This window comes from Bradyrhizobium sp. Unk1, from assembly GCF_059512345.1.
On sequence record NZ_JCAMOP010000026.1, the window covers coordinates 26,207 to 49,936 of the forward strand.

Annotated in this window: 27 protein-coding genes; 20 read left to right on the plus strand and 7 right to left on the minus strand. The window is 63.4% G+C overall.

All coding sequences use genetic code 11. The features are described from left to right. Positions 1–3: 3 nt before the first annotated feature. The 4 genes from AC5ZFO_RS29290 to AC5ZFO_RS29305 all read left to right on the plus strand — a co-directional run bounded on the left by AC5ZFO_RS29290 (position 4) and on the right by AC5ZFO_RS29305 (position 4,942). The gene (locus AC5ZFO_RS29290; protein ID WP_282523054.1) at positions 4–1,158 is read left to right on the plus strand and encodes an ABC transporter ATP-binding protein; all 1,155 of its coding nucleotides are present in this window, start codon (positions 4–6) and stop codon (positions 1,156–1,158) included. Continuing rightward, the gene (locus AC5ZFO_RS29295; protein WP_282523053.1) at positions 1,155–2,945 is read left to right on the plus strand and encodes an ABC transporter permease subunit; all 1,791 of its coding nucleotides are present in this window, start codon (positions 1,155–1,157) and stop codon (positions 2,943–2,945) included. The genes AC5ZFO_RS29290 and AC5ZFO_RS29295 overlap by 4 nt, the downstream gene beginning before the upstream one ends. A 32-nt stretch (positions 2,946–2,977) precedes the next feature. Further along, the gene (locus AC5ZFO_RS29300) at positions 2,978–4,072 is read left to right on the plus strand and encodes an extracellular solute-binding protein (RefSeq protein WP_282523052.1); all 1,095 of its coding nucleotides are present in this window, start codon (positions 2,978–2,980) and stop codon (positions 4,070–4,072) included. A gap of 120 nt (positions 4,073–4,192) precedes the next feature. After that, complete coding sequence (locus AC5ZFO_RS29305) at positions 4,193–4,942, plus strand: IclR family transcriptional regulator (RefSeq protein ID WP_282523051.1); 750 nt, start codon at positions 4,193–4,195, stop codon at positions 4,940–4,942. A 457-nt stretch (positions 4,943–5,399) separates the two neighbouring features. Here the strand turns inward: AC5ZFO_RS29305 and AC5ZFO_RS29310 are convergent, their stop codons facing one another. Beyond that, positions 5,400–6,212: an Arm DNA-binding domain-containing protein gene (locus AC5ZFO_RS29310; protein WP_496122891.1), complete on the minus strand. Its 813-nt coding sequence runs from the start codon at positions 6,210–6,212 to the stop codon at positions 5,400–5,402. A 31-nt stretch (positions 6,213–6,243) separates the two neighbouring features. Here AC5ZFO_RS29310 and AC5ZFO_RS29315 point away from each other — a divergent pair, with 31 nt between their 5' ends. Next, entirely contained in the window at positions 6,244–6,474 is a 231-nt protein-coding gene (locus tag AC5ZFO_RS29315; RefSeq protein WP_282523049.1) for a hypothetical protein, read from the plus strand. Positions 6,475–6,510: 36 nt separating this feature from the next. Next, entirely contained in the window at positions 6,511–6,909 is a 399-nt protein-coding gene (locus AC5ZFO_RS29320) for a hypothetical protein (RefSeq protein ID WP_282523048.1), read from the plus strand. A 158-nt stretch (positions 6,910–7,067) separates the two neighbouring features. Here AC5ZFO_RS29320 and AC5ZFO_RS29325 read toward each other — a convergent pair whose 3' ends face one another. Continuing rightward, positions 7,068–7,625 carry an SET domain-containing protein gene (locus tag AC5ZFO_RS29325; RefSeq protein WP_282523195.1) on the minus strand — a complete coding sequence of 186 codons (558 nt, stop codon included), beginning with the start codon at positions 7,623–7,625 and terminating at the stop codon, positions 7,068–7,070. A 162-nt stretch (positions 7,626–7,787) separates the two neighbouring features. Here AC5ZFO_RS29325 and AC5ZFO_RS29330 point away from each other — a divergent pair, with 162 nt between their 5' ends. Further along, positions 7,788–8,390, plus strand: a complete 603-nt coding sequence (locus tag AC5ZFO_RS29330; RefSeq protein ID WP_404979825.1) for a hypothetical protein — start codon at positions 7,788–7,790, stop codon at positions 8,388–8,390. A 48-nt stretch (positions 8,391–8,438) separates the two neighbouring features. Here AC5ZFO_RS29330 and AC5ZFO_RS29335 read toward each other — a convergent pair whose 3' ends face one another. Both AC5ZFO_RS29335 and AC5ZFO_RS29340 read right to left on the minus strand, forming a co-directional pair. Further along, positions 8,439–9,044 (minus strand): DUF6321 domain-containing protein, encoded by a 606-nt coding sequence (locus AC5ZFO_RS29335; protein WP_282523047.1) that lies wholly within the window; start codon positions 9,042–9,044, stop codon positions 8,439–8,441. Positions 9,045–9,092: 48 nt separating this feature from the next. Beyond that, positions 9,093–9,830, minus strand: coding sequence for a TetR/AcrR family transcriptional regulator (locus AC5ZFO_RS29340; protein WP_496122892.1), 738 nt, complete (start codon positions 9,828–9,830; stop codon positions 9,093–9,095). Positions 9,831–9,936: 106 nt separating this feature from the next. Here AC5ZFO_RS29340 and AC5ZFO_RS29345 point away from each other — a divergent pair, with 106 nt between their 5' ends. From AC5ZFO_RS29345 to AC5ZFO_RS29375, 7 genes are all read left to right on the plus strand, one after another. Then, positions 9,937–11,334, plus strand: a complete 1,398-nt coding sequence (locus AC5ZFO_RS29345) for a carotenoid oxygenase family protein (RefSeq protein WP_282523045.1) — start codon at positions 9,937–9,939, stop codon at positions 11,332–11,334. Between the two features lie 73 nt (positions 11,335–11,407). Next, a complete protein-coding gene (locus AC5ZFO_RS29350; RefSeq protein ID WP_282523044.1) occupies positions 11,408–11,671 on the plus strand; it encodes a hypothetical protein in 264 nt (87 codons plus the stop codon). A gap of 76 nt (positions 11,672–11,747) precedes the next feature. Continuing rightward, positions 11,748–12,323, plus strand: coding sequence for a hypothetical protein (locus tag AC5ZFO_RS29355; RefSeq protein WP_282523043.1), 576 nt, complete (start codon positions 11,748–11,750; stop codon positions 12,321–12,323). Between the two features lie 12 nt (positions 12,324–12,335). After that, positions 12,336–12,890 carry an inner membrane-spanning protein YciB gene (locus AC5ZFO_RS29360; RefSeq protein ID WP_014494042.1) on the plus strand — a complete coding sequence of 185 codons (555 nt, stop codon included), beginning with the start codon at positions 12,336–12,338 and terminating at the stop codon, positions 12,888–12,890. 105 nt (positions 12,891–12,995) lie between these two features. Then, a complete protein-coding gene (locus AC5ZFO_RS29365; RefSeq protein WP_071912259.1) occupies positions 12,996–13,292 on the plus strand; it encodes a hypothetical protein in 297 nt (98 codons plus the stop codon). A gap of 41 nt (positions 13,293–13,333) precedes the next feature. Then, positions 13,334–14,227, plus strand: coding sequence for an SH3 domain-containing protein (locus AC5ZFO_RS29370; protein WP_306664537.1), 894 nt, complete (start codon positions 13,334–13,336; stop codon positions 14,225–14,227). A gap of 129 nt (positions 14,228–14,356) precedes the next feature. Beyond that, positions 14,357–15,376, plus strand: coding sequence for a DUF3616 domain-containing protein (locus tag AC5ZFO_RS29375; RefSeq protein ID WP_282523041.1), 1,020 nt, complete (start codon positions 14,357–14,359; stop codon positions 15,374–15,376). Between the two features lie 43 nt (positions 15,377–15,419). On the opposite strand, the gene AC5ZFO_RS29380 is transcribed toward AC5ZFO_RS29375, so the two are convergent. Continuing rightward, complete coding sequence (locus AC5ZFO_RS29380) at positions 15,420–17,075, minus strand: fumarate hydratase (RefSeq protein WP_282523040.1); 1,656 nt, start codon at positions 17,073–17,075, stop codon at positions 15,420–15,422. 245 nt (positions 17,076–17,320) lie between these two features. On the opposite strand from AC5ZFO_RS29380, the gene AC5ZFO_RS29385 reads away from it, so the two are divergent. From AC5ZFO_RS29385 to AC5ZFO_RS29395, 3 genes are all read left to right on the plus strand, one after another. After that, a complete protein-coding gene (locus tag AC5ZFO_RS29385) occupies positions 17,321–17,794 on the plus strand; it encodes a hypothetical protein (protein WP_166342591.1) in 474 nt (157 codons plus the stop codon). A 261-nt stretch (positions 17,795–18,055) separates the two neighbouring features. Then, positions 18,056–18,226 (plus strand): hypothetical protein, encoded by a 171-nt coding sequence (locus tag AC5ZFO_RS29390; protein WP_282523039.1) that lies wholly within the window; start codon positions 18,056–18,058, stop codon positions 18,224–18,226. A 116-nt stretch (positions 18,227–18,342) separates the two neighbouring features. Continuing rightward, on the plus strand, positions 18,343–19,017 hold the full coding sequence (locus AC5ZFO_RS29395; RefSeq protein WP_282523038.1) for a methyltransferase family protein: 675 nt from the start codon (positions 18,343–18,345) through the stop codon (positions 19,015–19,017). A gap of 17 nt (positions 19,018–19,034) precedes the next feature. On the opposite strand, the gene AC5ZFO_RS29400 is transcribed toward AC5ZFO_RS29395, so the two are convergent. Then, a complete protein-coding gene (locus tag AC5ZFO_RS29400; protein ID WP_282523037.1) occupies positions 19,035–19,742 on the minus strand; it encodes a glutathione S-transferase in 708 nt (235 codons plus the stop codon). Positions 19,743–19,972: 230 nt separating this feature from the next. Then, positions 19,973–20,647 (minus strand): lectin, encoded by a 675-nt coding sequence (locus AC5ZFO_RS29405; RefSeq protein WP_282523036.1) that lies wholly within the window; start codon positions 20,645–20,647, stop codon positions 19,973–19,975. Positions 20,648–20,970: 323 nt separating this feature from the next. Between AC5ZFO_RS29405 and AC5ZFO_RS29410 the strand changes: the two genes are divergently transcribed. Genes AC5ZFO_RS29410 through AC5ZFO_RS29420 form a run of 3 tightly spaced genes read left to right on the plus strand, consistent with a single transcriptional unit; the run spans position 20,971 to position 23,671 of the window. Further along, positions 20,971–21,972 (plus strand): NrtA/SsuA/CpmA family ABC transporter substrate-binding protein, encoded by a 1,002-nt coding sequence (locus AC5ZFO_RS29410; RefSeq protein ID WP_282523035.1) that lies wholly within the window; start codon positions 20,971–20,973, stop codon positions 21,970–21,972. Positions 21,973–21,986: 14 nt separating this feature from the next. Beyond that, positions 21,987–22,811, plus strand: coding sequence for an ABC transporter permease (locus AC5ZFO_RS29415; RefSeq protein ID WP_282523034.1), 825 nt, complete (start codon positions 21,987–21,989; stop codon positions 22,809–22,811). A 20-nt stretch (positions 22,812–22,831) separates the two neighbouring features. Next, positions 22,832–23,671, plus strand: a complete 840-nt coding sequence (locus AC5ZFO_RS29420) for an ABC transporter ATP-binding protein (protein ID WP_282523033.1) — start codon at positions 22,832–22,834, stop codon at positions 23,669–23,671. The last annotated feature ends 59 nt before the right edge of the window (positions 23,672–23,730 follow it).

Sequence of the window (23,730 nt, forward strand, 5' to 3'; positions counted from 1 at the left end):
GAGATGGGTGAGCCCGCGGCTCTGCGCGCAACGCGCTCCGGCGATGCCAGCGTTCGGACGTCGCCGACCGGGCGCCTCCGGGAACGTGACGCCATCGGTTCGAGCATCGCCGTCCGCGAAGCGGTGAAAAGATACGGCAGCTTCCACGCCGTCGACCGGATCAGCATCGACGTCGAGCCAGGCGAATTCATCACGCTTCTTGGCCCGTCCGGCAGCGGAAAGACGACGCTGCTCAACCTCGTGGCCGGATTCCAGAGCCTCGACAGCGGCGAAATCCTCGTCGACGGAAAGCCGGTTCACAACGTGCCCACGCACAAACGCGGCTTCGGCATGGTCTTCCAGAGCTACGCGCTCTTTCCGAACATGACGGTGAGCCAGAACGTCGCTTTTCCGCTTCGCATGGCGGGCGTCGATCGAGCGACTGCGGAGCGACGTGTCGCCGAAACGCTGGAAATCATGCGGCTGACGGAGCACGCGACGAAATCTCCTTCCCAGATGTCGGGTGGGCAGCAGCAGCGCGTCGCGATCGCCCGCGCCATCGTCAGGAGGCCCAAGGTGGTGCTGATGGACGAACCGCTCAGCGCTCTGGACAGGCGATTGCGCGAGTCGATCCAGATCGAGATTCGTGACCTTCACCAGACCATCGGCAGCACGATCCTGTTCGTCACGCATGACCAAGGCGAAGCCCTGACCATGAGCGACCGCATTGCGGTGCTCAACGCCGGCAGGATCGTTCAAATCGGCCGTCCGCTGGACATCTATCGACATCCGACCGATCGCTTCGTCGCCTCGTTCGTCGGCGAGAGCAATCTGATCGAGGCGGAGATTCTGCAGAAGCGTGGATCGACGCTGACGATGAAGAACCGAGCGGGATACGTGTTCAGCGCCGAAAGCCGGGACACGATCGATGTCGGACGCGCGACCGTGCTCGTGCGTCCGGAACGCATTGCCGTGTCGAACGAACCGACTGCGAATTCCACGCCCGTCAGCGTCACGTCCGCGATCTTCCTCGGTGAAATCCTGCGGATCGAGGCGCAAGTGGAAGGCGGAGAACCGCTCCTGATCCGATGTACCGACATGGCCGATCGCCCCCTGCCAGCCGTCGGAGATCGTCTCCACGTGAGTTGGGGCGCCGCGGACTGCTGGGTGCTTTCATGACCTCGGCCTCGATCGGCGTCCATGCGAGCCGGCTTGCGGACCTTGATCTCGTTAGAAGGTTGAAGGATCCGGCGTTTCTGCTCCTGCCCGCGATTGCGTTTCTGGCATTCATCTATCTCCTCCCGCTGATCGATCTCATCCGTATCAGCCTGAGCGGGCCGTCGTGGTCGTCGTATTTTGCGCGGGTGTTCGCTATACCGCTCTATTGGGATTCGCTCGTCCGCACGATGCAGATCTCGGTCACGGTCGCAGGCCTGTGCTTGCTGTTCGGATATCCGACCGCACTGCTCATTCACCGCAGTCGCGGCATTACCCAGGTCATGATCGCGACCGCGATCGTGCTGCCCTACTTCATAGCCATCCTGATCCGGACCTACGCCTGGATGGTCCTGCTCGGACGCAACGGACCGGTCAACAAGCTGCTGGTTTCCCTCGGCATATTGAGCGAGCCCGTGCAGCTTCTCTTCAATCGCGGCACGGTGCTTCTCGGCATGACGGCGGTGCTTCTGCCGCTCATGGTGCTCACGATCTATTCCAGCGTGGCGCGCCTGGATCAAAGCCTGACCCGCGCGGCGCTGGCGAGCGGTGCCGGGCCCATTGCGGCATTCTGGCGCGTGTTGCTTCCGCTGACCTTGCCCGGCATGGGCGCCGGCTTCCTGCTGGTCTTTGTCGCGGCGATCGGCTTCTTCATTACACCGACCTTGCTTGGAGGGCCCGGTGACCAGATGTTCGCCATGCATATCACCCAACAGGCGGACTCGGTCACGTCGGAGGGATTCCTCCAGGCATTGGGCGTTGTGCTGCTGACGATTACGTTGGCAGTGGTCGCGGTGGCCGGACGCTTCCTCGGCTTCGAGTTCATTTGGGGCGGTCGCAAGCTGACGGAGGCAGCGCCAATAGCGACTGACCGTCACGTTGCAGATGTCGGCCGTCGCAGTTTCGGCGCCTCGCTCGCCGACCTGATCGGTTGGCCGCTACTGAGGCTATTCGGGCGTCTGCCCGCGAGTTGCGGAACCTGGACTATTCGTCTCATGGGCGGCCTGGTCATCGCCACTCTCATTCTGCCGATCATCGTGGTGATGATCATTTCCTTCAGCAGCGCAAGCTATCTGACATTCCCGCCGCCGGGCTTTTCACTCCGCTGGTATGAGCAGTTCTTCTCCGATTCCAACTGGATGCGGGCGTTCTGGACGTCATTGATCGTCGCGGCGATGTCGGCCGGTATTGCGATCACGCTTGGCGCGTCGGCGGCCCTCGGTATCGTCAGGAGCACGATTCGCGGCAAATCCGCCATCATGCTGCTTCTCGTGAGCCCGATCATCGTTCCCCCGGTCGTGCTTGGCCTGTCGCTCTACAGCCTGTTCCTGCGCTTCGATCTCGTCGGCTCCGTCTTTGGCCTCGCCGCTGCGCATGCGATCGGCGGCCTTCCCATCGTCGTGGTCATCCTGTCCGCTTCGCTTCAAGGCGTCGACACCAGGCTTGAACAGGCGGCCGCCGTGCACGGCGCATCGTCCTTGACGGTGTTCCGGCTGGTGACGCTCCCGGCCATCATGCCGGGGCTGGCTGCAGCGACGTTCTTCGCCTTCCTGCACTCGTTCGACGAGCTGGTGCTGACGCTGTTCCTGTCGAGCGCGCAGTTGAAGACACTCCCGCTCATGCTGTGGGGCGACATCAATTATCGGCTCAATCCGGTGCTGGCCGTGGTCTCGACGCTGGAGGTGCTGCTGGTGGTCGCAGGGCTCGTCCTTGCGCGCCCCGTTCTCGCTACGTCACGAAAAGCGGCATGACACAGATCAATTTCAGATGGAGGAAAGAGAAAATGCTGGGAATGAAACGCTTACGATTATCGGCTTCCGTACTGGCCTCGGCCCTGTTCGTCGCGATGGGTACGGGTCTCGCCGAGGCGCAGAGCAACGTCGTGATCATGCAGGATCCGGGCGGCGGATACGGCGATGCATTGCGCAAGGTCATGTACGACCCGTTCGAGAAGGAGACCGGCATCAAGGTCGTGACCGTCCAGGAGGCCCGCAGCGGTCCGCGCATCAAGGCTCAGGCCGAAGCCGGAAAGGCGCAATGGGACCTGACGTTCATCTTCGACCAGGAGACGAAGCTCCTGGGCGACTGCTGCCTGGCCGATATCGACTATTCCAAGCTTTCCGACGCGGCGAAGCAGACGCTGGCGGCAATGCCGGACAACCTGAAGCGCAAGAAGGGCGTCGCATTGCAAGTGATCGGCGTCGGCCTCGTCTACAACAAGGATAAGTACAAGGGGGAAAATGTACCGACAAGCTGGGCCGACTTCTGGGACGTGAAGAAATTCCCAGGGCGGCGCTGCATGCCCGCCTGGCCTCGTTTCGTGTTCGAAGCGGCGCTGATGGCTGACGGAGTGGAGAAAAGCAAGCTCTACCCGATCGACATGGAGCGGGCGCTGAAGAAGGTCAAGGAGATCAAGCCCCATATTGCAAAATGGTGGACGACGGCCGCACAGCCGCCACAGCTCCTGCTCGACGGCGAGGCCGACATGTGCATGGCTTACACCGGCTCGATGAGCAAGCTCGCACTGGAAGGCGCCCCGATTGACCTGACCTTCAATCAGGGCTTCGTCTACTATGACTTCTTCTCGATCCCCAAGGGAGCACCGAACTACGACAACGCGCTGAAACTGCTTTCCTGGCGGCTTGACGCCAAGCGCGCGGCGCAGCTCACCTCGACCTTCCCGGTCGCCCTTCCTTCCCCGGTTGTCTTCGAGGCGGCGACCGACAAGAAGCTCGCCCGCTACTGGGCAAACAATCCGGACAACATCTCGAAAGCGATCGAGTGGAGCCCGGACTATTGGGGCGCAACTTCGCCGGCGGGAAACTCCACCAACGAAGAGTACGGGCAGGAGAAGCTCAACGCATTGCTGGCCCAATAGGCAGCTGATTGGCAGGTGGCCCCGTTTCTGAAAGGATTCGGGGTTGCCCCTTCCGCGGGCTATGGCCGATCGCCCGGCCATGCTAGATCCGGTGAAAGATCATTCTATTTTGGTTGTTGGATGGATAAGGCTTTCACCAAGGGACTGCGTCTCCTGGAAACACTTGCTTTGAGCGAGCAACCTCGTGGGGTCACGGACCTCGCGAAGGAGCTGAAGCTCACGAAAAGCAATGTGCATCGGCTGCTGATGACGTTGCAGACCCAAGGGTATGTACGCCAAATACCCCCGCACAGCACGTATGAGCTCACGACCAAGATCTGGGCTCTCGGCAGCCATGTCATCCATCGGATGGATCTCATCAACGTCGCTCGGCCGGCGATGACCAAACTTGCCGAGATAACCGGCGAAACCATTCATCTTTCTGTCCTCGAGGATATCGACGTCGTCTACGTCGACAAGATCGAAAGCGCTCACCATATCCGCGCCCATACGAGCGTGGGCATGCGCGCGCCCGCCTTCACCATGGCGACGGGAAAGGCGATGCTCGCACATATGCCGGACGACTATCTGGAACGATTTCGGCCGCATCTCAGGCGCTACACCGACGCGACGCGAACGACGATCAAGGAGCTCCGCGAAGACATCGAGCTCGCACGCACGCAGGGCTACTCCTCCGTGCTGCATGGCGAATGGCGCGAGGGCATAGCGGCCTGCGCCTGCGCGATCCTTGGACGGTCCGGCGAACTCGTTGGAGCGATCGGCATGTCCGGGCCCGACACACGCATCAAACGCAAACAGATCAAGGAGTACTCGGTTCACGTGATGGAGGCAGCCCGGACGATCGGCTCCGCCCTTGGCTATTCCCGATAGGCCCGCCGCCCGCACCGATCATCGGCGCCTCCACCCTTCTGGTCGATCTCGGCGCCTTCGATGTCGACGCCAAGGGTAAAGATAGTAGAGGATCGCAATCTAGCGAACAGAATCGCGCAAATGGCGGAGAGAGTGGGAGTCAAATCCACGATTTTCGATCATTCCACCTCGAGCAATTGAGAGTGCTCGTTAGCACTCGCCCGCCTCTTCCCCTCGAAATCAGATCCTACACATGCGCTTCATGGCTGCTCACATTGGCTGTGGTGAGATTTCTCTTGATCTCCCTTTGCACACATCGTGCACACGCCGCCTTCTGCCCGACTGAAAAACTTAAACTCTCGCTTCAGTCCATCACTGGACCAGCTTGGCCGACCGAAACAGGGGCGGCTTGATCAACGTTCAAAGGATCCGCGAAAGGTCAGTCACTGGAAAATGATCCTCAAGTTCTTATCCGATTTCACTGGTTCACAATGATCCTCGGCTCTTTCAGCTGCCCTGCAATGCTCGAAGCGTTCTTTGCCTTCACTAGACTGACGAGCGAGCGCCATGAGAACCCTCTTCCTGCGGCCCGGCGAGCAGCCCAGCACTGAGGGGATCCTTCAGCCTGCATCGCCCGAAAGAAGGCAAGCACATCAGGGCGCTTGATGTCCTTCCGGTAGAATCTGCCGAAACGCTTCCTCAAACAACCGGCCCATCTTTCTAGCAGAGCGATGGTCTCGGGATTGCGCACGGTGACCAGCCTGCCGCGCTTGATCTTCTCGGTGTTCTTCTCCGCTAGCCAGTCTTCGATCCACGCGCCGAACGGGCGCTCAACTGCTTGGCGATGCCGTTCGAATTGCTTTTCGATCGAGGGATCGACCGGGGGGTCTTGAGCGAGCAGGGCTTTTGCGGCGTCGCACTTCTGGCAGGCGGTCGCGAGCGAGACGGTGCCGTCGTTGCCGTTGCCGTAAGGCCCGATCGAGTAGGTCTTCTGCCTGCCGCGAAATCGATAAGCCATCCGCCAAAGCCTGGAGCCGGCCTTGCCCGGTCTATTCAGATCCGGCGTGATCAGGAGATAGAGACCACCGCCAGTCGCGTCGGAAATCTTCGTGGCACTCCGGGCCCCGTTCTCAAGCTTCGGTCGAGCGGCGCGGCACTCAACGTCGGTCCTGATCTGCCTGGGGTTGGCGTGTTTGGTTGCGCGCACCTCGCGAACAGCATCGAACACCTTAGGACAGTCGCGAACGGGCGTATTTTTTACCCGCGAGGTAATCGAATTGGTCCCCGCCATGGCGCATCTTCGGTGGCAACAGGAGATGACCATGATCGCGCTGCTGCTCTACCGGACCGTCGCAGACCACCTTGTTCCCTGGGCCGTGACGCTCGCGACCCGCGTGCTGGCACGCAGCCTCAACATGCCCGAGCCGCTGGTGCATTCGACCGGCGACTATGTCGTCGCGCAGGTCACAGCCTTCGAGCACGGCGTCGGCAAGAGCCTCTGCCCGTTCCGCATCGCCCGCCTGTTCCGCGCCTGGTGGCGCGGACGGCACTGAGTTCACCCCAAGCCCAACCCAACCATGGAGACCACGATGATCGACGCATCCACCTTCCTGCGCCGCGCACTTCTCGCCGACGCCATCTTCAGCGGCGTCGCCGCCCTCGGCTTCACCTTCGGTGCCGGCGTATTCGCATCGCTGTTCAACCTGCCTGAAGCGCTGCTGCGCGAGACCGGCCTGTTCCTGATCGTCTACACCGCGCTGGTCGGCTGGCTTGCCTCGCGTGCCTCCGTGGCGAGGCCGCTCGTGCTGCTGGTCGTGGTCGGCAACGCGGCCTGGACGGTCGGCAGCATCGCGCTGCTGTTCTCGGGTGCGGTGTCGCCGAACATCAGCGGCGAGCTCATGGTCGTCGCGCAGGCGATTGCGACCGGCGTGTTTGCCGAGCTGCAATATGTGGGATTGCGGAAGAGCGGGAGTGTGGTGGCGGCGTGAGGTTCGGCTCGACCGGCACACCGCGTCCAGTCGTCGCCCGGCCTGGCCGGGCGACCCAGCATTCCAGAGACAGTAGACGTATGCGGATGGGCTGCGGCGTACTGGATGCCCCGGTCAAGGCCGGGGCATGACAGCGGAGATGGGGGCTCGACCTCGCGCTATGCCCGCGCGCGACCGTTCTTCTTGCCAACGGCATGGCCGTTAAGCTTCTTCTTGCCGGCCTTCGCGCTCGCCTTCTTGGCCTTGGCTTCCGTGCGCGCCTTCACCTTGGTGCGTTCGGCGCGGGCCTCGGCACGCAGCTTCTTGCGCTTTGTCTCGCAGGAAGGGCATTTGCAGCCGATCGGCTTCAGATAGGCTTTGAAGTAGTCGGTGCCGTAATCGTAGTTGATCTCGTCGCCCGGCTCGATGTTCCTGATGGCGCGGATGAAGACCTTGCGCTCGCGCGGACGGACGTCGGACTCGGCGTTCGGGCGGCAGGAATGGTTGATGTAGCGGGCGAGGTTTTTGCGTACCGAGCCGTCGATGGTCCAACGGCCGTTCAGCTCGAACAGGTACTTGTTCTCGATGTCGTCATGCGCGGGGATCCGCGAGTCCAGGATCGGTCCGAAATAGCGGATGATCCGGGTGCCCTTTTTGATCGGCATGGTGGCAAAGAGGCCGAGTCCGGTCTTGGAACGGCCGACACGGTAGGATTTGCTGGAAGCGATGGCTGGCATGATCGAGAGAAATGAGGACGCGAACGAGGCCCGATGCCTCAAGCGAAGCCGCCCTTCTAGAACGATTCCGCGCCGCTGTCAGGTACATCCCGCCCCTGTTTGAACCTTGCCCACAATGAAGACGTCTGATGGAGCGAGTTCCCTCTGCATCAAGGCGTCGTCATGAGGCGTATCGCGTTCCTTTGTCTGACCCTGCTGCTGACTTGCCTGAGCGCGGGTCACGTCGCCGCCCAATCCATGGGCAGCACCTATTCCTCCACAGCGCCAAAAGACTGCCGCCAGATCGGCAAGCCCAGCGAGCTCGACGGCAGCACACGGGTCTGCCCGGGAAAAAACGGCCTGATCGTGCTGATCGCCGAGGATGATCTGCGCGAAATCGTCTCGGTCGGCCGCAATCGCAAGGCCGCAGCGGAGGAACCGGCGGCAAAAGTCTGGTTCGCGCCGTTCAATTCATCGGAGGCCACCGTCGAATGGCGTAGCGCGGGCACGAAGCCGTTTGCCATGATCCAGCGCTGGCACATCGCCGATAGCACCGATCCCGACAAGCAGGGACGGCCGAACACCAAGGCCATGCTCGTCGTGACGCGGCTGCCGCCGGGGCCGGTCTGCCACGTCGCCTATGTCGATGCCATCGCCAACCCCACCGCCAATGAGCTCGCGCGCAAGGCGGCCGACGATTTCGCCCGCAGCTTCACCTGCGGCAAGGACGTAGTGAAGATTGTCGGCACGCGTGGACGCGCGGTCGAACTCGCGACGATTCGCTAGACCTTGGCGCTAGACCTTGGCACTCGGTCTTGGCGCCAGGTTTTGGCGCTAAACCTTCGCCTTGGCGCGCCGGTAGCGCGCCAGAAGCCGCTCGCCCTTCGCGGCAATGCGCCGTGCCGCCGCCACCGTCTTCGGCACGGGCTCGCCCCAGGCATGCGCCGACAACGCGTGCCGGGTCGGTCGTCCGTTGGCATCGACGAGCGGCGGCAATTTCGCGCGGCCATAGAAGCGCACGGCCCAGCTTCCCTTGCGGCGCATCTCCTGCGGCGTCATCTCCGATTCTTTCCTGGTGACGCCGGGCCGCAAGTGAGCCCCCTGCTTGCGCGCAAAAGCCTTACGGCCCGCCGCGGTCAGGCCGCCGCGTGGATCCTTTTCCCGTGCCGATGCAGTGCGCTTGCGCGAGGATTTTGCCGTCTTCTTCTCCGCACGCTTGCGGATTTTCTTTGCGGATCTCTTTTTCGCCGACTTCCTTGCCTTCGAAGTCTTCTTGGCTGCCATGCGCATGTTGTCCACGAGGTTGGGATAGCGGCGCCCGGCCCGGCGGGCGCGCGCCTTCGCCGCCGATTTCTGCGCGGGCGTGAGCTGCTTTGACGCCTTGCCCGCGCGTTTACGCGGGTTGGCGCGTTTCCAGGGTGCGCGGGGTGTTCTTGCCATGCGGCGTCAACGCCCAACGATGGCAAGGGTTGCTCTCGCGCCTGATGATCAGGGGCCGGGCAATTTCCCCGTGATGGGCGCCGTCAGCATCGCCTCGAGCAACTGCTCGGCCGTCGTCCCCTCGGGCAGCCGCCCCAAAATGTCTTCGAGACGGCCGTCGAGCAGCAGCATGGTGAAGCCGTGCACCAACGACCAGGCGCGTGCGATCGCGGCGCCCTGGTTCAGCGTCAGCGAATCTTCGCTGATCTGCTCCTGGCGCATCATGCCGATGGCATTGGCAAGGCCGGCGAAGGAGGCTTCGGCCGCCTCGTGCAGCGAGGGCCTGGAATAGTCGAGCCGTTCGGTGCGGAACATGATGCCGTACATGCCCGGATGGGCCTGCGCATAGGCGACATAGGCCTTCGGCCGCGCCAGCGCGCGCTCCAGCGGCGTGGTGGCGGCGTCGCAGGACGAGGCCATCGCCGCGTTGAACTGGCGGAAGCCGACGGCCGCGAGCTCGCTGAGCAGGCCGGTGAGATCGCCGAAATGATGGGTCGGCGCAGCGTGCGAGACGCCCGCCTCCCGCGCCACCGCGCGCAAGGTCAGGCCGGACAGCCCGTCGCGCTCCAACACCCGTTCAGCGGCCTGGAGCAGCGCCTCGCGCAGAGCGCCGTGATGATACGGTGTCTCCGTCTTCGCTACTGCCGGACGGCGTGCGGAACGCGCCTGCGCGCTCGCGGCCGACGATGTCTTGCTCGGGCTACGCGGCTTGCGCGCAGTTTCGCTGTTGGTGTCGCTTTTGGCCATTTGCAAGCTATATGACGCAATATTGACAGTGTAAAGATTTCACTTGACGAATCCGGCGATCGGCATTATTCGATCTTTACGATGTAAAGATAAGGAGGGATACGCCGTGCAGCACGACGCCGTCATCGAGCGCCGCAACAATATCGCGCCGATTCCATTCGAGGCCGACGCGCCTTTCCTGAAAATCGTCGGGGAATTGCCGCGCGATCTGAATGGCGTGCTCTATCGCAACGGTCCCAATCCGCAGTTCGATGCGCCCGATGCGCACTGGTTCGTCGGCGACGGCATGCTGCACGCCTTCCACCTCGAAAACGGCCGCGCCAGCTACCGCAACCGCTGGGTCCGCACGCCGAAATGGCTGGCCGAGCACGATGCTGGCCGCGCCCTGTTCGGCGGCTTCGGCCGCAAGCTGCCGGATGCCCCGCAAAACCTCACCGACGGCGGCGTCGCCAACACCAACATCATCTTCCACGCCGGCAAGCTCTTGGCGCTCGAAGAAGCGCATCTGCCGACCGAGATCGAGCCGGGCACGCTGGCAACGCGCGGCTATCACAATTATCAGGGTCGCGTCGCCGGCAGCTTCACGGCGCATCCGAAGGTCGACCCGGTCACCGGCGAACTCGTGTTCTTCGGCTACAACGCCGCGGGTCCGCTGACGCCTGCCCTCTCCTACGGATCGATCGAGGTAACAGGCAAGGCGACGCGCTTCGAACGTTTCGAGGCGCCCTATGCCAGCATGGTGCACGACTTCATCGTCACCGAGAACCACGTGCTGTTTCCGATCCTCCCGATCACCGGCAGCATGGAGCGCGCGATGAGCGGACGGCCGCCTTATGCCTGGGAGCCGGACAAGGGCGCCTACGTCGGCGTGATGAAGCGCAACGGCACGGCCAAGGACATCGTCTGGTTCCGCGGTGAAGCCTGCTACGTCTTCCACATCATGAATGCGTGGGAAGACGGCAACCGCATCGTCGCCGACGTCATGCAGTTCGAGGAAGCGCCGCTGTTTCCACATCCCGATGGCCGGCCGACGGATCCGGAGAAATCACGCGCCCGCCATTGCCGCTGGACGTTCGATCTCTCAGGGAAGACCGATCGCTTTCAGCAGACCTACCTCGACGATCTCACGGGCGAATTCCCCCGCATCGACGACCGCCGCGCCGGATTGAAAAGCCATCACGGCTGGTACGCCTGCGCCAATCCGCGGCTGCCGATGTTCGGCGCGCTTTCGGGCGTCGTCCATGTCGACGGCAACGGCAGACGGCTCGGTCACTATCTGCTGCCGGCCGGCGATATCATCTCCGAGCCGGTGTTCGTCGAACGCGCGACGGATGCAGCGGAAGGCGACGGCTGGCTGTTGGCGGTGGTCTGGCGCGCGCGGGAGAACCGCAGCGACCTCGCCGTGTTCAACGCCACCGATGTCGAAGCCGGCCCCGTTGCGCTGGTGCAGCTCGGCCACCGCGTGCCCGACGGCTTTCACGGCAATTGGGTGGGCGCGCAGTAACTCCGGTCATTCCGGGGCGCGACGACGTCGCGAGCCCGGAATGACATCGCGGATATCACCAAAGAGGCCTCGCATGCACATGCCCTCGATCACCGCAGATTGCCTTGCCGTCCTCGCCCTGGCCTGCGCCGCGCTCGCACTCCGGGCGATCCGGCCGCGACGGAGCGGCCATGTCATGTTGAACGGCGGCATCTTGCTCTCGGTCGGCCTCCTGCTCGCCGCCGCGCTGCCGCTTCTGTCACGCCTGCCCTGGGCGGAATTCGCCGACGAGGCGTCCGACCAAGCCATTGCAGCACTTCATTATTTGGAAGTTACTTACGTTATTTTGACACTGTAAAGATTTCGCTTGACCCGGCATCGCTCCTGATTTATTGATCTTTACATCGTAAAGATTAGCCAGATCGAGGCGGCTCATGGCGATTTTCCTGATCCTCGCGCCCTACGGCGCCTACACTTTCCTGATGCTGGTGACCTCAGCCACGATCAGCGTGTTCGCAGCGTCTGCAATCTGCCTCGCCACCATCACGGTCGATGTCGCGCGCGGCCGCTCCGTGAAGATCCTGGCGATGGGCTCGGCGATCATATTCGCCGCAATCGGTCTCTACCTCGCGCTGATCGACCCGAAGCTCGGCACGCTGGGCGTCAAGCTGTCGGTCGACATCGGCATCTTCGTCATCTCGCTCGGCTCGATGCTGGTCCGCCACCCGTTCACGCTGCAATATGCGGTTGAAACGGTCCCGGCCGAGACGGCGGCGATGCCCGGCTTCCTCACCGCCAATTACGTCATTACCGGCGCCTGGACCGCCGCCGCACTGTTGATGATGGCCGCCAACATCGCACTGCTCTACGTCCCCGGCCTGCCGCTCTGGTCGGGCCTTGCGGTCGCCTTCGCCGCCCGCAACAGCGCGATCTACTTCACAAAATGGTATCCCGAGTATCGCCAGATCAAGTACGGTGCGCCGGCCAGCGCAATGCCCAACACCCGCTGAACAGGACAGACGATGAAGGACGTATTCGCCCGCCTCGCCTCCGACTTCCTCTCCGCCATCGTTTTCCTGGTCATCTACCTCATCACCGACAACGTCGTCCTGGCAACGTCGGTGGCGATTGCCGGAGCGATCGCGCAGGTGATCTACGCGCGCGTGAAGGGGCAGCAGCTCAATTACATGACCTATGCGAGCCTCGCGCTCGTCGTCGTGCTGGGCACCGTCACCCTGCTGACCAATGATCCCCGCTTCATGCTGGCAAAGCCCTCGATCGCGCATTTCGCCATCGGCGCCATCATGCTCAAACGTGGCTGGATGCTGCGCTACATGCCGCCGATCGTCGTCGAGACCGTTCCGGAATATGTGACGGCCGCGGGCTATGCCTGGGCGTTGCTGATGTTCGTGATCGGCGCCGGCATGATCGCGGTCGCCTCCACCGGCGATCTGAAGCTATGGGCGTTCTACATCACGGTGGTCGCAGGCGGCGCCAAGATCCTCGCCTTTGCCGTGCAGTATGTCGTGCTTCGCCTCATTGTCACCAGCCGGCGCCGTGCCGCCGCCCGCGCCTAAATGCCTCCAAGGGAGGGTTAGGCAGCTGCTGCGAGTTGCGCTATACGCTCGGCCAGGGACGGGCCGCGGATCGTCGCTGCCCGCCGGGATTTATGGGAGACACGAATGGCCGTGGACGGCAACTGGACTCTGACCATGACGACGCCCATGGGCGAGCGCAAGGCCACGCTGACCTTGCTGAACTCCGGCGGCACACTGACCGGAACGCAGGGCGCCGACGGCAATTCGGCCGAGATCTTCGACGGCACCATCAGCGGCGACGCCGTCAACTGGAAAGTCTCGATCACCAATCCGATGCCGCTGACGCTCGAGTTCATCGGAACGGTCTCTGGCGACAGCATGAGCGGCGAGATGGGCATCGGCCCGATGGGCAGTTTTCCGTTCACGGGTGCGCGCGCATAAACACGTTGCGAACCGCGCGCGTGCTCCGTCTCATCGCGGCAATGATCCTGTGTGTCGCGACACAAGTGGCGCGCGCGGATGACACCGAACCGGCGTGGCGCGCGAGCGCGCTCGCCATGGTGCCGGCGGGCTATGTCGCCGGCACGGCCTACCGGACCGAAGGATCGACCGGCTACCTCGCCGTCTATCCGGCCTCGTCGAACGATCCGAAGACACCGGCAAGCGTGTTCGCTGCGCGCCAGGCCCTCGTCGTCACGCTGACATCGGATGCGACGCGCGCGGGCTCGGCCGAATTGAAGCCGCGCAGCGGGCCGGATCCTGACAACGACGATACCGATTTCGCAAAGCTCCACACCGGTCTCGCCGCCAGGCGCGCCACGCTTCCCGACGGCACGGAGCCCTGCGATCTCGGCGCCTGGTCCATCGACAAGGATCCTGATGGCCTCAACGTGCGCGCCGAGCCTTCGGCAAAAGCGCGCGTGCTCGGCACGCTGCCGCCGCCCTATCGGCTCAAGCTTGGCGGCGCCGAGAACACGCCCGATGGCGGCTGGCTCACCGAATTCCGCATCATCGGCTTCAAGGACGGCTGGTTTCTGATCGAAGGCGCCAAGCCGCCGGGCAAGGATTACGAAGACGAGAAGAGATATCCGCGCAGCGCGCCAAAACCCTATGCGGGGCGCGGCTGGGTCGCGTCCAACAAGGTCGGCGCGTCCTATGCCAACGGCGCCACGCGCATGGGCGGCCTGTTTCAGGCGCCCTTCGTCGATGCCAAATGGATGCCCGCCCAGCGCGAGCTCGGCGGCCCAATCGACACCGACGGCGGCCCAAAGCGCCTGCTCGCCTGCAGCGGCCTCTGGGGCCTCGTCGAGAGCCAGGACGGCATCCACGGCTGGTGGCGCTCGCTGTGCTCCAACCAGGTCACGAATTGCAGCTGACGGTCTGCGGTCATTGGCCACGGGGCCAAGGCGCTCGGGTCGTTGACCACAGCCGGCTTCGCGAGCAGGATACAGCATACAACTAAAGATTTTTATTGATCTCAACACACTTTCAGAAGGGGAATTTGCATGCGCTCCCTCCCCGCTCACAATCGCATCCACCTGTTCCTGGCCACCACCGTCGCCGCACTTGCCGGAGTAGCGCCGGTGAGTGCCGATATGCTCGAGCCGCAGTCGCCGGCGTGGCAACTGAGCGAGCCGTTCAAGAAGAGCGCGGATGCGCGCACCAACATCAGCGGAGCGGCGTGCGCGACCACGTCCCCGCCCCTCAAATCCTGCCTCGTCGTCAACGACGAAAAGAAATACGCGCAGTTCTTTGCGATCGAAGGCACGACGATCAATCCCGGCAAGGTGATCCGCCTGCTGAGCGATCAGGCCAGCGGCGATCCGGATGCCGAGGGCGCCGCTTACGATGACGGTTATTTCTACGTGGTCGGATCGCACGGCCGCAAACGTCATCATCCCGACGACAGCAATCCGACGAGCTATCACGTCTTTCGCTTTCCCGTCGACAAGGTCACGGGCAAGCCGACCTTCCCGATCTCCGAGGACGAGGTGATCGGCGTCGAAGCATCCGTGACGCGCCTGCGCGGTGCAATCAAGGACGCACTGCCGGCGGATTACGACAAGCCCCTGGGCGACAACGGCGCCAACATCGAGGCCATCGCGGTCAAAGGGGACCTGATGTATCTTGGTTTCCGTGGTCCTTCCAAAGACGGCAATGCTTATATTCTCAAGGTCGACGCAAAGGCCGTCTTCACCGAGAACATGCCGCTCAAGGCCACGCTCATCGACCCTCTGCTGCCGCTTGGTACAACGACCGGTATCAGGGACATCGCCGCCGTGTCAGGCGGCTTGCTTCTCCTGACCGGGCCGGTCAACGAACAGCAGATCGCGCCCGCCGTCGTGTTCTACGATACCAGCAGCGGCAAGCTTGGAACGAGCCACACGCTCAACGTCGCCGACAGCACCGCCAAGGCAGAGACCCTGCTGGTGCTCAGCGACATCAGCGGCGAGCCATGGCGCGTGCTCGTGATGTTCGATGGGCCCGAAAACGGCGCGCCGACGCAGTATCTGGTGCCGCGCTAAAGCGCACCATCAGCGACGGGCCGCCGTTCGACTGCTCGGAGCGCTAACCGAGGTTCAGCTCCTTGAAGAAGTCGTTCCCCTTGTCATCGATGATGATGAACGCTGGGAAGTCGACGACTTCGATGCGCCAGATTGCTTCCATGCCGAGCTCGGGATATTCGAGCACCTCGACCTTCTTGATGCAGTGCTCGGCGAGGTTCGCCGCCGCACCGCCGATCGAGCCGAGATAGAAGCCGCCATACTTCTTGCAGGCCTCGCGCACGGCAGGCGCGCGGTTGCCCTTGGCCACCATCACCATCGAACCGCCGGCGGCCTGGAACTGGTCGACGAAGGAATCCATGCGGCCCGCGGTGGTCGGGCCGAACGCGCCGGAGGCGTAGCCCTCCGGCGTCTTGGCGGGACCGGCGTAATAGACCGGGTGGTTCTTGAAATAGTCCGGCAGCGGCTCGCCCCTCTCGAGGCGCTCGCGCAGCTTGGCGTGTGCGCTATCGCGCGCGACGATCATGGTGCCGGTCATCGAGACCCGCGTCTTGGTCGGGTACTTCGAGAACGTCGCCAGGATATCCTTCATCGGCTGGTTGAGGTCGATCTTGACGACCTCGCCGCCGAGCGACTGCTCGACCTGCGGCAGATATTGCGCCGGGTTGTGCTCGAGTTCCTCGAGATAGACACCGTCTTTGGTGATCTTGCCGAGCACTTGGCGGTCGGCCGAGCAGGATACGCCGAGCCCGATCGGCAGCGAGGCGCCGTGGCGCGGCATGCGGATCACGCGCACGTCGTGGCAGAAATACTTTCCGCCGAACTGCGCACCGACGCCGAGCGACTGCGTCATCTTGTGGATTTCCTGCTCCATCTCGACGTCGCGGAAGGCGTTGCCGTCGGGCGAGCCGTGGGTCGGTAGCGCGTCGAGATAGCGGGCGGAGGCGAGCTTCACCGTCTTCATGCACAGCTCGGCCGAGGTGCCGCCGATCACGATGGCGAGGTGATAGGGCGGGCACGCCGCAGTGCCCAGCGTCAGAATCTTCTCCTTCAGGAAGGCGAGCAGCCGGTCCTTGGTCAGCACCGAGGGCGTGGCCTGGAACAGGAAGCTTTTATTGGCGGAGCCGCCACCCTTCGCCATGAACATGAACTTGTAGGCGTCGTCGCCCTCGGCGTAGATCTCGCACTGCGCCGGCATGTTGTTGGCGGTGTTCTTCTCCTCGTACATCGACAAGGGTGCGACCTGCGAGTAGCGCAGATTGCGGCGCAGATACGCATCGCGCGCGCCTTCCGACAGCGCCGCCTCGTCGTCACCGTCGGTGATGACGTTGCAGCCCTTCTTGCCCATGATGATCGCGGTGCCGGTGTCCTGGCACATCGGCAGCACGCCGCCGGCCGCGATGTTGGCATTCTTCAGGAAGTCCAGCGCAACGAACTTGTCGTTCGGGCTCGCCTCGCCGTCCTCCAGGATCGCACGGAGCTGCTTCAGGTGGCCGGGGCGCAGATAGTGGTTGATGTCGCCGAAGGCCGCCTCCGACAGCGCCCGCAGCGCCTCGCGCGACACCACCAGCATGTCCTTCCCCAGGACCTTCTCGACCCTGATACCCTCGGCCGTGATCTTCTTGTAGGGCGTCTCGTCCTTGCCCAGCGGGAACAGCGGGGTGTGCTTGTAGGGCGGAACGGGCTTTGCGGGATCGGGGATGGCGGTGGGAGCGTTCATGGGCAAATCTCGGGGTTTTGGAGCCCTCGCGGGCCTCTAAGCGTAGAAGCGTTCTAAGCTTTTTTGCCGCGAATGGAAGGCGTTCTGGCGCGGCCGGGGCATCCCGATTCGGCGTCGCCACGGCCCTTTCTCGGTTGCCATCGGCCGGACGCAAGGTGTGGATGGTCGTCCCGGCAAGCCTGGGTGCACCCCTTGCGCTCGGCGCGCGACGAAGGTTGAATGCGCGGCCTAAGGGGCTTTTCATCATGATTTTCAAACTGAACGTCCGCGGCGCGATCCTGGTCGCCGCCGCCATCACCGGCCTTGTGACCCTCGCCTCGCCTGCCCGCGCGGATCGCTGCGACGACAGCGCCAAGGAGCTGGCGAACCAGGTCGAGCGCCTGAAGGTGAATTTCCGGGCCGCCAACATCGTCTACCTCTCGCACCCCGCAGCCAAGGAGCTATCCGTGGGTTGCCGCGGCGACAGATATTCCATCGAGCTCTATGCCAAGGGCGATCGCAAGCCGACACCGGAGTTCTTTTCACTGGTGGGGTCGATGGCGGCGATTGTCTTCACCGTCACGAAGGACGACACCACGACGGGCGCGACACGCTGCCTGAAGCGGATGGGACTGTTGCGCGGCGACAAGGTCGTCATGCGCTACCGGCGGCTCAACATGGAATGCACCCGCACCAAGACGGATGCGTCCATCGCGATCACGCGCGGCAAGGACGAATAGGCGGCACTCGCTCTCTCCACACGCTCCGTCATTGCGAGCGCAGCGAAGCAATCCAGAATCCCTCCGCGGTGACAGTCCTGGATTTCTTCGCTGCGCTCGCAATGACGAGGAGAGGTTCGTCCGCTCCCTCGTACAGCGCAAGGAGGCACAGAAAAGGCACATCCCACCGCACCAACTTCCTCGCATTTTAACGATTGGCTTGACGGAAGCTTCGCTCCTCGCAGCGCAAGGTCGATTGTTTCCATGTGTGAGGATTTGTGGATGAGCGTCTCGACCGTTACGCCGCCGCCGATCGCGATCGTGGTGCCGAGCTACGACACGACCAAGCAGCAGGACGACCAGAAGACCAAGGACAACGACCCGACCTACAAGCCGCCGCCGCCCGCGCCGCTGCCGCCGGGTCAGGGCACGCGGATCGATCAGCTCGCCTGATCAGGGTCGGTCAAAGATGAAACGCCCGATCCGGTCGATCGGGCTTTTCGCGTGTCCGGCCGCATCTTCGCCGGATAGCGGGACCAATATCGTGCGCGGCAGACCGGGACCTGCGCATGATCGCAAAACTACTGTTGCAGAACACGATCACCACCGCCGGCATGGGTGCGCTGCTCTTCGCCTGCGCCGGGACGATGCACTGGCCTTCGGCCTGGGTGTTCCTCGCCACCTGCGCCCTGCTCGGCCCGCTCTGCGGCTGGTGGCTTTATCGGGTCGATCCGGCGCTGCTCGCCGAACGCCTGCGGCCGGTCCTGCAAAAGGATCAGCCTGCCGCCGACAAAACCTTCATGATCGTCTTCGTCATTGCGATGCTGGCCTGGCTGGCCGCGATGGGGCTCGACCGGCGCACGCAATCCTCCGACATGCCGGTTGCGTTGCAGGCGCTAGGTCTCGTGCTGTTCGTCCTCTCGACGCTGTTCATCCTGTGGGTGTTCCGCGAGAACTCGTTCGCCGCGCCCGTGGTGAAGCTCCAGGCCGACCGCGCACAACGCGTGGTCTCGACGGGGCCTTACGCGCATGTGCGCCACCCCATGTACAGCGGCATGATCCTGTTCTTCGCCGGCGTGCCGCTGCTGCTGGGCTCGTGGTGGGGCCTCGTGATGGCGCCGGTCATCGTCGTTTTGTTTGCTGTCCGCATCGACATCGAGGAGCGCACGCTGCGCGAGGGCCTGCCGGGCTATTCCAGCTATATGACGCGCGTGCGCTATCGCCTGCTGCCCGGCGTGTGGTGAGCCGCTATCCGGACCGGCTAATTGTCCAATTCCTTGTAGCGGCGGAAGATGCCCAGCTCGTTGAAGGGGATCCGGCGTTCGCTCGCAAGATAGGCCTTGATGTTCGGCCGCGCGGCGATGCGGTCATGCAGGCCGACGAGGCCCGGGATATTTCCCTCGAACGCCTTCATGCGCTTGGGGAAGGCGTAGCGCAGCCCATCGACGATCTGGAACAGCGAGAGATCGGCGTAAGTCAGCCTGCGACCGGTGACATAGGCGCCGCCATTGCCGGCGAGAAGCTCTTCGAAATAGCCGAGATATTTCGGCACGCGCTCGTCCCAAAACTCCGCCGTGCGCTTCTTCGCCGGCACCTTCTGATCTTCATAGTACATCGAAGGCCCGAGCGGGTGATGGGTGTCGTGGATCTCGGTCACGAGGTCGGTGATGGTGAGCTGAAGCTGGTGCACCCAAAGCTTGCCCGCTTCCGTCTTCGGCGCGAGCCCATGACGGGCGCCGAGATAGAGCAGGATGTTGGCGGTCTGGCCGATGACGAGCTTGCCCGCTTTCAGGAACGGCGGCGCGAAGGGCGGCGTGCCGCCATGCGCGTCCATCATCTTCATCATCGCAGCTGTTCCGCGCGCCCCCCGCGCGACGTCGACGTAAGCCGCCCCCGCCTCCTCCAGCGCCAGCCGCACATATTCGCCGCGGCCCTGGATCTCGGGCCAGTAATAGAGCTCGTATTTCATGGGAGAGGTCCGTGAGCGTGGAAGCGGTCGGACCAATGTAACATGCGGCCGAAGGTTCCGTGAGAGCGAGACGGAACGGCGGCACCACATTCTCCGTCATTGCGAACGGCTTGTCCGCCGAAGCTCGAAGAGCGAAGGCGGAAGCGAAGCAATCCAGACTGCTTCCGCGGAGAAAGTCTGGATTGCTTTGTCGCTTCGCTCCTCGCAATGACGGAAGATAGAGCCTCGCCTCAATTCGCCGCGAAACAATACAGCAGGCCGTCGCCGCCGGTGCTCTTCAGATCGGCCTGCGAGCAGCCGCCGTCGGGACCGCGCGAGGGGTGAGAGCTGTTCCAGGACTTTGACGGCTCGTCGTCGCGCAGGCCCTTACGATCGACATGGCCGACGACCGCCGCGCCCTGCGTGCTCGACGTCCAGTTCCTGCAGGTCTTGTCGTCACCCGCGGCAAAAGCGGTGCCGTCCGGTTGCGATCCCGTGAGGATATCGTGCCGGTTCGGCGTGTCGCCGGCGCCGTTGATGACCTCGCCCTTCTCGCTGAGCGCGGTCTGCTTGGTGAGATTATTGGCCGCGCCGTGCAGGTCGGCAACGTCCTTAGCAATCACCGCACCCTTGGCATTCTGCCACGGTCCCTTGCCAATGCGGTCCTTGGCATTGACGGCGGGCTTGCCGTCGGCGGCCTGCGCCGAGAGATAGGCGCGCCAGGTCTTGCCGCCGGCGCCGCCGGCCTGCGCCAGCTTCTGGCACTGCGCATCGGCTCCCTCCAGGCCGCCAAGATCGGCGCCCTTGCCCGGGCCGCTCGAGGTCACGAAGAACGTCATGTCGGCTGACTGCGCCCGCACCGATGGACTTGCGAAGACCGCCAGCGCAACGCCTGCTGGCACGATGACCTTGGCAATAATGCTCATCCTATCCTCCCGATTGTTCCTGCGATTGCGCCTGGCTGGACGGTCTTTGATCCGCTGACATGAACCCGTCACGACAGACATTATTCCAGCGGCCATCCGCCGCACGCGCATCACCTCGAGCGGAGGCGCACGACCGGTCGCCCCGAGCGCCATGTCGATTAATTGCTTCCAGAGACCGTAGCGCCGGGCGAGCATACCAACGTGGGGCCGATCCTCAAGAGATCGCCCAGGAGAGGACGCGGGAGTCTGCTGCGGGGCCGTTCAGGGCGGCATCCGCGATCACATCGGGGCTGCCGCCGGGCGCGGCGCGAGGGGAGATCGTCATGCACTGGAACACCGTCCGCCCAATTGCGGCAATTGCCGGCTATGCCGCGCTTTGCTGCCTCGCCATCAGTCCGGGCTGCGCCGCGGCCGCGGAATTGCTCAAAGCCCGGCTTGCGCAAAACCTCGCGCCGATCTCCGGCCTTGCGATCATCGCCAAATCGAAGGGGATTTTCGGAAAGCACGGACTGGACATCACGGTCTCGAACTTCACGTCCGGCAAGCAATGCCTGGACACCGTGATCGGGGGCGGCGCCGACATCGCGACAACGGCGGAGGCGCCGGTTACCGCTTCGGCGATGGCAAACCAGCCCATCGCCTTTGTCGCCGGCATGGAATATTCCGACCTCAAGACGGTCGTCGCGGCCAAGGCCGGCGTCAAGACCAAGGCAGACCTGCGCGGCAAGCGAATCGGATTCACTGCCGGCACCGGCAGCGAGGTCTACACGGCGACGTTGCTGAAGTCGGCGGGATTGGCTCCCAAGGATGTCACCCTCGTCAATCTGCGGCCGCAGGAGATGCTGCCGGCGCTTGCAGCCGGAAGCATCGACGCGATCGACACCTGGGAACCCCACATCGCCAACGCCAAGAAGGCCCTGGGCGAAGCCGCCGCTGAACTCGATACAAAGGGCACCTACTCCGAAACGTTCAACATCGTTGTCATGAGGACCTATCTGGATGCCAACCCGGCGCTGGTTGAGAAGTTCATCGCCGCGCTGATCGACGCCGAGGTCTGGATGAAGGCACACCAGGATGAAGCGATCACGGTCGTGGCGGACGCGGTCGGCATGAAGCGGGACGAACTCGCTGCGATCTGGGCCGACTATGTTTACCGGGTGCGCCTCGACGATAGGCTGATCGAGATTCTCAAGACCCACTCCGCATGGCGCCTCGAGAGCGGCAACCATCCTCCGGGAGCGGCGATGCCCGACTTCAGCAAGGTCGTCGTCGCCGAGCCACTGAAGAAGGTCGACCCCGCACGCGTCACCCTCTCGTGGAAATAGGCACACGCACAGCCATGCAGGAGGGCACTTCAGCACGACAAGAGATTGCTCTCCGCACCGACGGTCGCGGTCGGCGGCCGGATTCAGCTCGTCTTCGCCGCCTCAATATTCTGGTCGGGGCGCTTTCGCTTCCCCTGTTCATCGGCCTCTGGGAACTGGTCTCCCGTTCCGGGGCCGTCAACATGGTGCTGTTTCCGCCGCCGACGGTGGTTGCTGCAGCGGTCCTCGAGTGGATACGAAGCGGACAGTTCCTTGGCGATCTGCTGGCCAGCCTCTTTCGCGTCACCACGGGGTTCATCGTAGGCGGCCTGCTCGGCATCCTGCTCGGTATCCTCACCGGCCAATTCCCTGTTGTTTCGAGCTTGCTGTCCCCGCTATTCCATATCCTGCGGCCAATTCCGCCGATTGCTTTCGTGCCGATCGTCATCCTCTGGTTCGGCCTGTCGGAGGCGGGAAAACTGTTCCTCGTCGTATGGGGCGTGTTCTTCACGGTTTGGCTTTCGACCCACATCGGCGTGCAGAAGGTCGACCGCGGCCTGATTCGGGCGGCGTTGATGCTCGGCACGCCCCGGCGGCAGATGCTCCAGGAGATCGTGCTGCTGGGTGCGCTTCCCTACATCGTGGTCGGGTTGCGCACCGCCGTCAGTATCTCCTTTTACACGCTTGTCGCCGCCGAACTCGCAGGCGCTTTCGCCGGCATTGTCTACAGGATCGAGATTGCGCAGCAGAATTTGCAAACCGGCCAGGTCATGGGCGGGCTCGCAGCGCTCGGGTTGATTTCGTTCGCTGCCGACCGGCTGTTTTCGGCTCTTGCGGAACGTACTGTCTGGTGGCGTTGATGTCGGGAGCTCGATCGATCATGAAACTGGCTCTGGCAAGTGCGCCAGCCTCCGTCGAATCGGCGCGGAAACAACCGGCCATTCAAGTCTCAAACCTGAGCATCGTTTTTGACACCCGCCGCGGGCAGACCATCGCGGTGGATCGCGTGTCCTTCGACGTGGCACCTGGCGAGTTCATTTGCATCGTTGGGCCCTCCGGCTGTGGCAAGTCGACGGTGCTCAATACGATCGCCGGACTGGAAGTGCCGTTTGAAGGCGACATCCTGGTAGAGGGCTCGCGTGTCTACAGCCCGCGACCCGATGTCGGCATGGTGTTCCAGCAGCCGCATCTTTTCCCCTGGAAGTCTGTCCGCAGGAACATCGCCCACGGCCCCAGGATGCTTGGGAAGTCGAGGACAGAAGCGAATGCCATCGCCGACGATCTGATCGCGATGGTCGGTCTCAAGCGTTTCGCCGACGCCTATCCGAACACGCTGTCCGGGGGCATGCAACAGCGCGTGGCGATCGCGCGAGCCTTGGCCAATCAGCCCCGCGTGCTGCTGATGGACGAGCCCTTCGGGGCCCTCGACGCGCAGACCCGGGCGGTGATGCAAGACAATCTGCTGGAGCTGCGCGACCGGATCAAGGCGACGATCGTGTTCGTCACGCATGATATCGATGAAGCCATCGTGCTGGCCGACCGTGTTCTCATCATGAGCGCGGGACCCGGCCGCATCCTGCGCGAAGTCGCGGTCAAGCTGCCGCGCCCGCGGTCGAATTCTGTCATGGTCGAACCAACCTATCTTTCCCTCAAGAAGGATTGTCTCGACGTCATCCGCGCAGAAGGGTTGCGGGCGTTCAATCAGTCGGACGCGAGCTGATCGCCCAGAACTTGGAAATCGAGAGGCAGCCCGCAGCGCGCTGGCATGGTTCTTGAATA